General features: G+C 42.9%; 14 protein-coding genes and 1 pseudogene. 10 read left to right on the top strand and 5 right to left on the bottom strand.

What is annotated here, in order from left to right:
• Positions 1-12 precede the first annotated feature (12 nt).
• The 6 genes from VJJ03_RS04455 to VJJ03_RS04430 all read left to right on the top strand — a co-directional run bounded on the left by VJJ03_RS04455 (position 13) and on the right by VJJ03_RS04430 (position 4,015).
• On the top strand, positions 13-678 hold the full coding sequence (locus tag VJJ03_RS04455; protein WP_323974069.1) for a hypothetical protein: 666 nt from the start codon (positions 13-15) through the stop codon (positions 676-678).
• A gap of 60 nt (positions 679-738) precedes the next feature.
• Complete coding sequence (locus VJJ03_RS04450; protein ID WP_009745060.1) at positions 739-1,302, top strand: hypothetical protein; 564 nt, start codon at positions 739-741, stop codon at positions 1,300-1,302.
• Positions 1,303-1,409: 107 nt separating this feature from the next.
• Positions 1,410-2,510, top strand: a complete 1,101-nt coding sequence (locus VJJ03_RS04445; RefSeq protein ID WP_040357946.1) for a major capsid protein — start codon at positions 1,410-1,412, stop codon at positions 2,508-2,510.
• Between the two features lie 128 nt (positions 2,511-2,638).
• Complete coding sequence (locus VJJ03_RS04440; protein WP_009745058.1) at positions 2,639-2,959, top strand: DUF6706 family protein; 321 nt, start codon at positions 2,639-2,641, stop codon at positions 2,957-2,959.
• 114 nt (positions 2,960-3,073) lie between these two features.
• On the top strand, positions 3,074-3,427 hold the full coding sequence (locus VJJ03_RS04435) for a hypothetical protein (protein ID WP_009745057.1): 354 nt from the start codon (positions 3,074-3,076) through the stop codon (positions 3,425-3,427).
• A 138-nt stretch (positions 3,428-3,565) separates the two neighbouring features.
• On the top strand, positions 3,566-4,015 hold the full coding sequence (locus tag VJJ03_RS04430) for a hypothetical protein (RefSeq protein WP_009745056.1): 450 nt from the start codon (positions 3,566-3,568) through the stop codon (positions 4,013-4,015).
• Between the two features lie 31 nt (positions 4,016-4,046).
• Here the strand turns inward: VJJ03_RS04430 and VJJ03_RS04425 are convergent, their stop codons facing one another.
• Complete coding sequence (locus tag VJJ03_RS04425) at positions 4,047-4,418, bottom strand: hypothetical protein (protein WP_009745055.1); 372 nt, start codon at positions 4,416-4,418, stop codon at positions 4,047-4,049.
• 229 nt (positions 4,419-4,647) lie between these two features.
• Here VJJ03_RS04425 and VJJ03_RS04420 point away from each other — a divergent pair, with 229 nt between their 5' ends.
• The 4 genes from VJJ03_RS04420 (at position 4,648) to VJJ03_RS04405 (ending at position 8,300) form a co-directional block, all read left to right on the top strand.
• The gene (locus VJJ03_RS04420; protein ID WP_323974066.1) at positions 4,648-5,136 is read left to right on the top strand and encodes a glycoside hydrolase family 73 protein; all 489 of its coding nucleotides are present in this window, start codon (positions 4,648-4,650) and stop codon (positions 5,134-5,136) included.
• A gap of 97 nt (positions 5,137-5,233) precedes the next feature.
• A complete protein-coding gene (locus VJJ03_RS04415; RefSeq protein ID WP_323974064.1) occupies positions 5,234-6,844 on the top strand; it encodes a hypothetical protein in 1,611 nt (536 codons plus the stop codon).
• The gene (locus tag VJJ03_RS04410; RefSeq protein ID WP_323974062.1) at positions 6,828-7,634 is read left to right on the top strand and encodes a hypothetical protein; all 807 of its coding nucleotides are present in this window, start codon (positions 6,828-6,830) and stop codon (positions 7,632-7,634) included. Before VJJ03_RS04415 ends, VJJ03_RS04410 begins: the two co-directional genes overlap by 17 nt.
• Before the next feature lie 159 nt (positions 7,635-7,793).
• On the top strand, positions 7,794-8,300 hold the full coding sequence (locus tag VJJ03_RS04405; protein ID WP_323974060.1) for a hypothetical protein: 507 nt from the start codon (positions 7,794-7,796) through the stop codon (positions 8,298-8,300).
• Between the two features lie 11 nt (positions 8,301-8,311).
• On the opposite strand, the gene VJJ03_RS04400 is transcribed toward VJJ03_RS04405, so the two are convergent.
• The 4 genes and pseudogenes from VJJ03_RS04400 to atpG all read right to left on the bottom strand — a co-directional run bounded on the left by VJJ03_RS04400 (position 8,312) and on the right by atpG (position 11,344).
• Complete coding sequence (locus VJJ03_RS04400) at positions 8,312-9,529, bottom strand: RsmB/NOP family class I SAM-dependent RNA methyltransferase (RefSeq protein WP_323974058.1); 1,218 nt, start codon at positions 9,527-9,529, stop codon at positions 8,312-8,314.
• A gap of 179 nt (positions 9,530-9,708) precedes the next feature.
• On the bottom strand, positions 9,709-10,236 hold the full coding sequence (locus tag VJJ03_RS04395; RefSeq protein ID WP_040357940.1) for a hypothetical protein: 528 nt from the start codon (positions 10,234-10,236) through the stop codon (positions 9,709-9,711).
• Positions 10,237-10,248: 12 nt separating this feature from the next.
• Positions 10,249-10,412, bottom strand: a pseudogene (locus VJJ03_RS04390) (virulence protein); the annotation flags it as partial.
• A gap of 83 nt (positions 10,413-10,495) precedes the next feature.
• Entirely contained in the window at positions 10,496-11,344 is an 849-nt protein-coding gene (gene atpG, locus VJJ03_RS04385) for an ATP synthase F1 subunit gamma (protein ID WP_009745048.1), read from the bottom strand.
• Between the last annotated feature and the right edge of the window lie 79 nt (positions 11,345-11,423).

The raw sequence follows: 11,423 nt of genomic DNA, 5'->3' as shown, positions 1-11,423 counted from the left end.
CAAATCATTATCATGAAAGATACCATCCTTACCCTTTTGAGTGAGAAATTTCCTTCTATAGCTCCTGAGCGATTGGAAGGAGTTGCCCAAAGCCTCTCTGACCAGCATCCAGATATGCATCAGGTGCAAGCCTTAGTAAGCAAGCTCACCTTAGAACAGCTTAGCAGCTTTCTCACCCCTACCCCAGTAGCTACTGAGATTCCCTCCAAGGAGCAGCCTTCCCTTACGGAAAATTCCGAGGTACCTACCGTGGCTCCCTTTCCTGTATCTTCACAGAACACAGCCTCTCTTACCCGACTTGTGGAGCAGTCCGTTCTCAAAGCCATTACTGCCTTCGAGCAGCGCCTGAGCCACTTCGAGAGACAACAGAATGAACAACAACGGTTACAACAATTACAACAGGTGCTTTCCTCCTGTCAGGACGACACCTTTCGCCAGCAGAGCCTTAAGGATTTCTCCCGTATGCACTTTGCCTCCCCTGAGGATTTTTCTCAGTATCTCTCCGGTAAGCAATCCGATGTTCTCTCCGCTAATCAAGCCTTAAGTAACCGCTCTCTCGCCCAGAACCATGCCCCTCTCTTTGCTCGTGAGCCCAAGAGTGGCGTCTCTCCTTCGGTTACCCTCTTCATTGAGCAACAACAAGCTGAAAACCCTCCTCTAAGAGGTAAAAAACTTTAATCTAGCAAAAGATTTATTATTTTTCATTTTTCACTTTTCATTTTTCATTTTTCACTAATTATGTTTTCCATTTCATTTTCTTCTGATGCGCCAATCACAGGTGCATTCTCTCATCTGCTTGCGGATATTCCCGGAGGCGTAACACTCTCTTCAGAGGTTTTAGGTGGCGCCTATCTTAAGGCTGGGACTCCTATTGGTAAAGACACTGCAGGGCGCTATGCGGTATGCAAAACTGCCCAATTATCAGCACAAGCAACCTCAGCGGCGACCTCCTTACAGGTAAGGAAAGGACATCATTTCCTCCCTGGCGATTATATTGCTTCCGATAGCTCCAACGGAAAGAAAATCAAGTCCATAGATAAGAGCAATCCTGCTTATGACCTGCTTGTACTTCAGGAAGCTATCTCTGTAGAACTGAGCAAGAACACCCCACTATTTGCCTCCAAAGGAGAAGATAAGATTCCTAAGGTAACCCCCAGTGCGTTAGTTTCTGCCACGCTCATCGTCCCTCAGAGGAGTAATCTCTTCTGTGCCGCAACGCTCATCGGTGTTGTCCGTGAGGAGCTTATCCCTCCCATCCCTGAGTCCTTCAAAGAACACCTCAGAGGAATCTTCTTTATTTAAGTAAAGAGTAAGATTTTTCACTTTCCTGTTCGCTCACACAACTTTCCAAGTTCTAAGTATTGGCTTGGCTACATTTTTCACTTTTCACTTTTCATTTTTCATTAATTATGAATACTTCTCTTATGATTGGTCTGAACCAGACCGACTTACAAGCGGTAGTACGCTCTTATAGTTTGGAGAATTACTACTACCCTACTTTATTCCCTTTGCGGGAAACCTCTCTGCTTTCTTGGCGTATGCTACAAGCACAAGCAGGACTAAAAATTGCCGGAGACCTCATTGCCCGCGGTGCCTCTATTCCTAAGAAGGTACGCAAGGCGATAGCCCGTATCGGGGGCGATATTCCTAAAATTTCCATTGCTCGGGAGAAAAATGAAGATGATCTCACCGAATACGACCTTATGGTTGCGGCGGCGGCTCAGAATGCAGACCTTACTACCCTTGTGGAGTTCTGGGCAGATGATACTCAGTATTGCTGGCAAGGAATCGCTTCCCGTGCCGAATGGATTGCCTTACAACAAATCTCCTTAGGAAAGGTGGTACTCTCCCCTGAAAACAACTTTTCCGTTGTCTCCCAATATAATGTGGATTACCAAATTCCCAGTGAACAGAAAATTGGGGTAGAAGCTCCTTACAATGGCACCAATGGGAAACCTCTGAGTAAGGACATCCCTCGCGCCTTGAGGATTGGCAAGGAAAAACATGGGGTTACCTACAAGTATGCCTTCATGAATGCTGATACCTTCCTTAAGTTCTCCTCCCAAGAGGAAGTCATCAAGAAGTGTGCCTCCTACTCCCTTTCCCTTACAGGACTTTCCGATACTCCTGACCTACTCTCTGTTAATGCTTATTTAGCCAAGCATACCGAGACCTATCGCGGACTCCAGATTATCGTCATTGATCAAGAAATTACCCTTGAACAAGCCAATGGTAATGCTAAAACGTCCAATCCCTTTGCGGATAATGTGATTCTCTTCAGCGAAAGCAAGGTACTGGGAGCCACCTATTGGAAAGCCCCTATTGACCTGAAAATGCAAGGCTCCAATGCCCTGAAGGTACTCCACGGACACACCCTTATCAAGAAATATTCTGAGGAATCCCCTGTGCGTGAGGTAACCGAAGCGGTGGCTAACCTCTTCCCCGCTTGGAATCTCGCCTCTCGTTCTACTCTTATGCAAGTGGATAACACCTCTTGGAGAATCAACTAAATAGTGAACAGTGAATAGTGAATAGTGAATAGTAAAGTCGCGGGAGCGAGTATGTGGGTGAATAGTGAAAAAATTTTCGTTTTTCACTTTTCATTTTTCACTTAACTACGTTTTTCATTTAATTTGTTATGTCCAATTTAGAATATCTATCTCGTTGTTTAGCTCCCTTAGGGCTTAGCCCAGAGCAAGTAGAGCTCGTCTTGCTTAAGGCACATCTTGCCCCTCACACCTCCATTGAAATAGACCGCTGTGATCGTGCCATGTATGAGCATTTTTCGCTATTGCTTGCTCCTGCCTCCCAGAAGGTCAGCGAGGGAAGTTATTCTCAGTCATGGAATATGGAAGCGATTAAAGCCTTTTACACTGCTCTCTGCCATGAATTGGGTGAGAAAAATGTCCTATTTCCTTCCCATGCCCCCACTCTGAGAAATAAATCCTACCTGTGGTAGAAAATAAAGTGAATAGTGAATAGTGAACAGTTAAAAGTATAGCCAGCGAGTGCTCACAGCTGGGTATGTGGGTGAAAAATTTTTCATTTTTCGTTTTTCATTTTTAACTTAACTATGCTTTTCCCTCATTATCTTTTTCTCTGTACCTCCTCTTTTTCTTCACAACAGGCTGACGGCACTTGGAGCGAGAGCACCCCTTCGCTTTCCTTCGTGTGTCGCTGCCGTGAGGAGGCTAATAGCAAGGGACAGGAAGTACCCATTGCCAATACCCTATATCACCATGTGCAAAGTGCCAATGCCTCTTTTCGGCGCTTTGCCTCAGTGGTATATCTCCCAAAAGGAACACCTAAAATCCCTATAGGAACCACTATTATGGTTTGTAATGATGCTCAAGGAACAGAGGTTCGTCTGCAAGCCAATGTCCAAAAATACGACCAAGGTCAGCTTCATTGCCGCCTGTGGACGTAGTCAGTGAACAGTGAACAGTGAACAGTGAATAGTGAACAGTTAAAAGTATAGCCAGCGAGTGCTCACAGCTGGGTATGTGGATAAAAAATTTTTCACTTTTCGTTTTTCGTTTTTCACTTAATTTGTTTTTCGTTTATTATGACTTTTAATATAGAAACCCATCTCTACCAGCTTCTTACACAAGCACATCTGAAGGAGCGCACACACCTCTCTGGAGGCATTTATCTGGGAAATGACCGTCCTGATGACTCCTCTTTGGAGGATATCATCCTACAGTGCCCCCAATGCCTGTATAAGCAAAAGAAAGCCACTCCACCCGCTCCTGCCCAGCCTTTCTTTACAGGAGAGGCACAGATTATCATCTATGTGCCTGATAAGCGCGTGCGAATGGGAAGACTTGGAGAGCAATACATCTCCCCACGCCTTCGCCTGCGGAACCTTTGTGAAGCCATTGCGGTCATCCTGCGCTCCTCCCACTTGGAAGGGGTTACCTTTACCCTCTCAAGGCAAACCCTTACCCCTCTCCCTCAGATAAGACAACACGCCGCTACTCTTTACCTGAACTTTTTAACTCAAGGAAAAGAATAATTTTTAATGATTAATGATTAATAACTATTTTTCATTTTTCACTCAAAACATGGCAAAGCCTCTGCAATTGTGTCTCCAGCACCTCATTGGGAAGAGATCTTTGTTGGCTTAGCTGTATAAGATGTGTAATAGCTTGCCTTAGTAGCGCTCTTGCTTGATTTGTTTCTCCAAATTGCTTGTATAGCAGGGCTAAATTACAGCATGACTCCGTGTAAATCCTCACAAAAGGAATATGCAATCTCAAACAACCTTCTAAATGGCTGGTAAGCACCTCTGCCCTGTATAGTGCTTCCTTGCTATAAGCAAGTGCATTGGCATAATCCTGCCTTTCAAAACTCTCTTGAGAAAGAGAGGTAAGCTCCTCCCAGTACCTCTGGAGGTGGCACATACAATAATCACTCATTATTTTCTAGTTTTAAGAAGTTATCCGTTTATGAGTGCAAATATATAAAATATTTTTAGACTAACCAATAAATTTATTTTAGACAAGCCTAAATTATACTTAAAAAATAATTTTCTAAGATTTTCACCACTCCACATACTCGCTCACGCGTCTTCATTTTTCACTTTTCTCTGTTTACTTTTAACTATTCGCTGACTATACTTTTCACTATTCACTTTTCCCTTTCCCAATGCTCTCTTTTTTAGAAAAATACCGTCCTTTTGCCCTTGTCACAGAACGCAAAACAGGCATATCCCATTTGTTTATCTTAGCACAAGCTGCCTTAGAAACAGGCTGGGGGGCACATGCTCCGGGCAATATGTTCTTTGGCATCAAAGCCACTGCCACAACCCCTGCCGATGCACGTCAGTTATTAAAGACCGTAGAGATACTCCCTACCCGTAAGGCTACCTTCCCTCAGGTGCTCTCCATTACTGCCTTACCCAATGGCACTTATCGCTATGTAGTGCGCGATTGGTTCGTAAAGTACCCTACTCCAGAGGCTTCTTTCACTGCCCATGCCCAGTTATTGATGAAAAATCCCCGCTATCGCCAAGCAATGAAATACAAAAGCGACCCCTTCCGCTTAGCGCAAGAAATCGCTCGTGCTGGCTATGCCACCGACCCCAATTATGCCCAAAAACTGATCAAAATCCTTAAGACTTTCATGAGTCATTAATCATTAAATTCGTATCTTTGCTCCCTAAATTGCCCTTTGAGAAAAAAATAAAAGTGCTTTTCGTTAAAAGCACAAGAGAATTAGCATCCCAATCCTAATGAAATATCAAAACATCCTCGAAGAAGAACTCAAAAATAAAGTAGGACACGACTATTTTGCCGCCTATAACCATACCGACATCATCGAGCGCATTGATTTTGCCGTCGCTCACCCCGAAACCTTCTTCGGGCAAAAACACTATTTCCTATGGGCAGAAGCCAAACGTGCTAACTTTGATATCTACAAAGCCCTCGCTCAGCTTGTCCTTACCATCGGCAAAGCACGCACCTTCGAGCGATTATTGCCTCCCAATTACCTCGGCGTATTCAACAGCCAGCTCATCGCCTTTATCCCCTATTGGGAAGTACAAGATATATTCACTCAAAACGATTTCAATTGGAGTGTTACCCCCTCCGACCACAACACCGCCGAGTTCGAGCAAGTGTACAATCGCGTCAAAAACATCCTTGAGCGCAACGCTTACCACTTCCGATTCGGCACCGACGACAAAGAACTACACACCTTCATCAAAGAAAATTTTGTTATAGGGAAAACAAGTACCAACAAAATACAAATCACCAAAAACAATTTCATCACCATTTATAATAAATGGCTACAAATAGTCAAACCAACCATTCAATTTACACGTTGGGAAGAAGCTAAAAAAGACCAAATTTTAGATGCCGATTTCTACCTTGCCGACCTACTCTCTTCAGAAAACCATTCTCTAAAAGAAAATCTGAAAGTAGTGCTCGAAAACAACAAATATCGTATGGTAGTCTTCAAAGATAAATACGATGATGATGTATTCAAAACCCTCGGGTTTTCTGATAACCAAAAAGCATATCACCAATTCTGGAATCACTACCAACGCCCCCCACGCGAAGAATACTGGGAGTACATCCTCAACCGTCGCGACCTGCTCGTTTCACAAGATATGCGCGAACGACAAGGCGCCTATTTCACCCCTCCACAGTGGGTAGAACTCTCTCAGCAATACTTAGCCGAAGTCTTTGGAGACGATTGGCAAGAAAATTATTATATCTGGGATTGTGCCGCTGGCACTGGTAATCTATTGGCAGGGCTCTCTTATAAACACAACATCTGGGCAAGCACCCTTGATGATGCCGATGTAAGAGTAATGAAAGACTTTGCCCTGTCAAACACACTCCCCCTTTTGGATAACCACATCTTCCAATTTGACTTTCTAAACGACGAGTTCAACAGCGAAAAACTCCCCGCCGACCTCCTTGAAGTTCTTAACGATGAACAAGAACGCAAAAAACTTATTATCTATATCAATCCACCTTATGCTGAAGTCGCTATAAACAAAACAAGTGAAGAAGGAAGAATCAATAAAAGAGGAGTATCTTTCACTAAAATTCAAGAAGAATATGGTGAAGATATAGGTATTGCTACCAAAGAACTTTTTGCTCAATTCTTAATACGAATAAAGAAAGAAATTCCTAATTGTAAAATTGGACAATTTTCAACTTTGAAAATTGTCCAAGGACCTAATTTTTACAAATTTAGAGCTCATTTCTTAGTTGATTTTAAAAAAGGATTTGCTTGCCCTGCCGATACTTTTGATAATGTAAAAGGACAATTTCCCATTGGATTTATGATATGGGATTTAAACAGTATAAAAAGCATTGAAAAAATATCTTGATATTTATAACTCAGATGCACAAAAAATAGATATTAAGGAATTTTATGTTTATCCCGAAAACAGTTTTATTACAGATTGGTACAAAAAATACCATACAAGGGATTTTAAAGACAAAACTATTATAGGATCTATAGGACTATATGGAAGTGATTTTCAGCACAGTAACTTTATACGAATTACTGATATAAAAAACCATCCTAATAGATGGACTTTTATCAATCCTAAAAACCTTATTCCTTCGTGTATATACCTTGCCGTTCGCCATTGTATCCCCGCCACGTGGCTTAACGACCGTGATCAATTCCTATACCCAAAAGACGGCTGGCAAGAAGATAAAGACTTTCAAACCAACTGCCTTACCTACACCCTCTTTCACGGGCAAAACCGCATCAGTAGTACCGAAGGCACTAACTGTTGGATACCCTTTACCGAGCAAGAAGTCAATGCCCCTGCACGCTTCACCTCCCACTTTATGACCGATTTCATTGCAGGAAAGCTCGGTGGGCAAGCCTCTGAAGAGCACAACCTCTTCACCCTCGCAGGTGAAGAAAACCCACACCAAAATACAGCTCTTGTACCTATAGAGCCTCTCCAATTCACCCCCGAAGCACAAGCAGTGTTTGAAGCAGGAAAAGCCCTCTGGCAATACTACTTCACCCAGCCCAACGCCAATGCCAACGCCTCCCTCTACGACATCCGAGAACACTTTCAAGGACGTAATGACAAAGGCAAAATGAACAACAAAAGCGAGGACGAAACCTATAATCGCCTCATCGTTACCCTACGCTAAGCTCTTGCTCGCCTCGCCCAAGCGATAGAACCCAAAGTATACCAGTATCAATTCCTTCTATAAAGAAAAATAACTAATTTTTAATGATTAATGATTAATGATTATTAGCAATTTTTCACTTTTCATTTTTCACTTTTCACTTCCTCTAATTCCTTTCCCATGATTTTTTTCCATCGTATGGGGTATATCCTTATAGGACTTATCTTAGTCTTTTTGTTCCTTACCTCTTGTAGAGCCTTGCATAGAAAACATTTGCAAGAGGTAAAGCGCAGCGAAAAGGATAGCCTCTCTGAACTTATTACCCTCAAGAGGGATACCTCTTTCTTCTCCTTTTTATGGGAGCATCTTGATCTAGAATTACAAAGCCAAACAGATAGTACCGGACAAAGTAAGCCATTGTTTCTAACTACCTTACATCAGGACAATGGTACTACCCTTGTTGTACAAGGGGGGAGTCTCCACCTGAAAGCCTCTCTTGGGCAGGTAAGCAAGAGAGAGCACCTCTTTCATAATAACCTTGTTCGCCATCATAACCATCTCACCCAGCAGTATCGTCAATCAAAGGAAATAATCCAAAGGCGAACATTCCCCTTCGCCTGGTTATGGCTTCTTCTGTTATGCATCGGAGCAGGCAGTTGGTTTGCCCTTAGAAGGCGTTTCTATTAAAGAAGAAACCGTTATTTTTTTAATTTCATTTTTGCTATATAGAACCCGTCAAAGCCTTCAGTAGCGGAAATTATCCTCTCTTCTACTAAAGAAAAATCACTTCCTTTGCTACTTTGCAAAAAGGCTTGTACCTGTAAGTGATTTTCGCTGGGTAGCACTGAGCAGGTGGCATAGACTAAGGTACCTCCTTCCCCTACAAGGGAGCTGTACTGCTGGAGGATTTCCCTTTGGGTAGTGCGTATCTGGTCAAGGAATTCAGGGGTGAGCTTCCACTTGGCATCAGGGTTACGGCGTAACACTCCCAAGCCTGAACAAGGAGCATCAATAAGTACGGCATCAAAGGCGCCACGATGACGCTTAAGGTACTTAGGCTCAATAAGGCGGGTCTCTATATTGAAAGCCCCATTGCGCTTAGCTCTGCGTGAGAGTTCTTGGAGCTTCTGTGGGTAGAGGTCCATCGCCACAAGCCTACCTTTACCTTGCATAAGAGCAGCCAAATGGAGGGTCTTCCCTCCTGCTCCCGCACAACAGTCGGCTATTTTCAGGGATTTTCCCTTATCCAAGTCCTGTAAAAGCAAGGGTGCCACACGTTGAGAAGAAGCGTCCTGTAGCTCAAAAAGTCCCTGTTTGAAAGCATCTGTAAGGAACAGATTCGCACGCTTGGCAAGAACCAAAGCATCGGGAATTCCTCTTAAGCGCTCTGTCTCATATCCCTGTGCTAAAAGAATCTTCTGGAGTTCTTCAGGGGTAGTCTTTAAGGCATTGGCACGCAGTACGACAGGAGCTATCTGGTTCAGTGCATGAAGTTCAGCACTCCAGGCTTCCTCGCCAAGTTCACTTACTCCTAAAGTATCTAACCAATCCGGAACTGACTCCCGATACTTACGCTCATGGGAAAGTTCATCAAAACGTCCCTTAATGCGCCGCTCAGGAGTCCCCTCAAAGTACCATTCTGGCAGAGAAATACCTCGCAATACTGCCCATACGGCGAAAACACGCCTTGAACTCTGCACCGTATAAGGAACTTTCTCTGTGGCTATCTCACTATAGAGTCGTAAGTATCGTACCAGTTCATAGAGCGTTTCAGCAATGAAAGCCCTATCCTTACTTCCCCAACGCTTATCCCGCTTGAGGAGCCGCTCAATCACCTTATCGGCATAAAGCCCTTCGTTATTTATCTGCATGAAGCCGTCCACTACGGCATCCACTAAGTTTCGGTGTAATCTCATTTAAGTGAAAAGTGAAAAATGAAAAATGAAAAATTGCTAATAATCATTAATCATTAAAAATTAATCATTAGTTATTGTTCTCTTCGCTGGTGCGAGCAGGGAAGTGAAAAACGAAAAATATAGCCAGCGAGTGCTCACAGCTGGGTATGTGGGTGAAAAAAGTCATTAATCATTAAAAATTAATCATTAATCATTAGGTTATATTCTTCTCCCAAGAGCTCCACCCAAGCACAGAGTACCCTCTGGGCAAGTCCCTTAGAACGTAGGTACTCACTATAGCTTTTGAAGAATTCCTTGGGGTAACTATCAAAAACAAAGAAGGTGCTCTCCGTCCTAAGTCCGTGACGGATAGCTATTTCTCCCAGACAGATATTAGGCAGGGTATAGACAAACACCGCCGGAGAGGGGTAATACTCCTTAGGATTCTCTATAGAGGCTTGGTGCCTAAGGTCAGTATCCAAACTCGCAGAACGATTAGCAAAGAGCAAGGCAGTTGCCGATTTCTGCTCAGGAGAAAGTCCTCCTAAAAGGCATTCTACCCCCAAGAATGCCAGCTTACTGAGGTTGTCCATCTTAAAAAACTTAGGATAGTCCAGTTCCAGATGCTTATAAGCCCCTTTGGCAAAAGTGGCAAAATCAGTTCCTAATCTCTGAAAAACAAAAGAACCATTCACGATAATGGTTCCTTTATATATCTTACATTCCAAATGATTAACTATTTAAACGGTTTGAAATTCCTGCGTAAAATCAGAATAATCTTCTATCTTAAAAGCTCCGATATCTCTAACAGATAAGCAAAACTATGTTACCCTCTTAAGCGCTTCTATTGCCCTAAAAAGCACTCTTAAATCTCCTTCTGTAGCATAATACTTCCCTGTATCCACTTATCTTTCCCTCTTAATTGAGGAGATATCCATACTCGTTCTCCTATCTTAAACCTACTTTTCATAGTTTTTTACTTTTCTTTTACCCTAAAGCATCTGCTCCAGAGACAATTTCAAGGATTTCATTGGTAATAGCAGTTTGTCGGGCTTTATTATAAGTAAGAGTAAGTTCATCTCGCAGAGTGCTGGCATTATCAGTCGCCTTGTGCATAGCGGTCATACGTGCCCCGTGCTCAGCAGCAATGGAGTCACGAATTGCCTTGTATAACTGCAACTTAAGACTCTTAGGGACAAGCTCCTCTACAATCTGAGAGACAGAAGGCTCATAGATAAAGTTCGTAGGGGAAGCTGTCTCTTCCTCCTTAAGGGACAAAGGTAAAAGCACTTCCTGAGTAAGTATCTGGGTAGCTACATTCTTAAAACTATTATACACCAAGACAATACGGTCATACGCTCCACTCATATAGGCTTGTATAAGCTCACTGGCAAGGGTTGCTACCTTCTGAAAATCTAATTGGTCATAGAAACCCTCACAGAAACGCACCACCTTATCCGTTTTCTTAAGAAGATCATTTCCTTTCTTTCCTATGGTTATTAGCGAAACTTCTTTGTCCTTGTTCTCTTCCAAAAGAGAAAGTGTATGCTTGATAACTACCGAATTGAATGCTCCACATAAGCCCCTATCGGAGGTGATAGCCACAAGGAGTATCTTCTTCTCTTCTTCATGAGGCAGATATACAGAGAGGGTACCTACGGCATCCTTGAGGGACACTAAGAGCTCCTCCAAGGTTTGAGCATAAGGTTTCATCGCTGCAATTACCTCCTGTGCTTTCTTGCTCTTAGCTGCAGAGACCATCTTCATAGCACTGGTTATCTGCATAGTGGAGTTAATGGAGTTAATTCGGTTACGGATTTCTTTAAGGTTCGCCATAGCTTTTCTTACCTAAATTTTTGTGCGCACAAAAATACAAAAATAAAATAAAAGGTAAAAGGTAAAAGGTAAAAAGTTT

Origin of the sequence: Capnocytophaga sp. G2 (genome assembly GCF_035282625.1) — a bacterium.
Taxonomy (GTDB): Bacteria; Bacteroidota; Bacteroidia; order Flavobacteriales; family Flavobacteriaceae; genus Capnocytophaga.
Note: the sequence above shows the minus strand (reverse complement) of the source record. Positions and strands in the feature narration are given on the sequence as shown.

What these genes read in the sequence shown, in the direction of transcription:
- VJJ03_RS04455 (WP_323974069.1), top strand. Translation starts at nt 13, where the DNA reads ATGAAAGATACCATCCTTACCCTTTTGAGTGAGAAATTTCCTTCTATA.
- VJJ03_RS04450 (WP_009745060.1), top strand. Translation starts at nt 739, where the DNA reads ATGTTTTCCATTTCATTTTCTTCTGATGCGCCAATCACAGGTGCATTC.
- VJJ03_RS04445 (WP_040357946.1), top strand. Translation starts at nt 1,410, where the DNA reads ATGAATACTTCTCTTATGATTGGTCTGAACCAGACCGACTTACAAGCG.
- VJJ03_RS04440 (WP_009745058.1), top strand. Translation starts at nt 2,639, where the DNA reads ATGTCCAATTTAGAATATCTATCTCGTTGTTTAGCTCCCTTAGGGCTT.
- VJJ03_RS04435 (WP_009745057.1), top strand. Translation starts at nt 3,074, where the DNA reads ATGCTTTTCCCTCATTATCTTTTTCTCTGTACCTCCTCTTTTTCTTCA.
- VJJ03_RS04430 (WP_009745056.1), top strand. Translation starts at nt 3,566, where the DNA reads ATGACTTTTAATATAGAAACCCATCTCTACCAGCTTCTTACACAAGCA.
- VJJ03_RS04425 (WP_009745055.1), bottom strand. Translation starts at nt 4,418, where the DNA reads ATGAGTGATTATTGTATGTGCCACCTCCAGAGGTACTGGGAGGAGCTT.
- VJJ03_RS04420 (WP_323974066.1), top strand. Translation starts at nt 4,648, where the DNA reads ATGCTCTCTTTTTTAGAAAAATACCGTCCTTTTGCCCTTGTCACAGAA.
- VJJ03_RS04415 (WP_323974064.1), top strand. Translation starts at nt 5,234, where the DNA reads ATGAAATATCAAAACATCCTCGAAGAAGAACTCAAAAATAAAGTAGGA.
- VJJ03_RS04405 (WP_323974060.1), top strand. Translation starts at nt 7,794, where the DNA reads ATGATTTTTTTCCATCGTATGGGGTATATCCTTATAGGACTTATCTTA.
- VJJ03_RS04400 (WP_323974058.1), bottom strand. Translation starts at nt 9,529, where the DNA reads ATGAGATTACACCGAAACTTAGTGGATGCCGTAGTGGACGGCTTCATG.
- atpG (WP_009745048.1), bottom strand. Translation starts at nt 11,344, where the DNA reads ATGGCGAACCTTAAAGAAATCCGTAACCGAATTAACTCCATTAACTCC.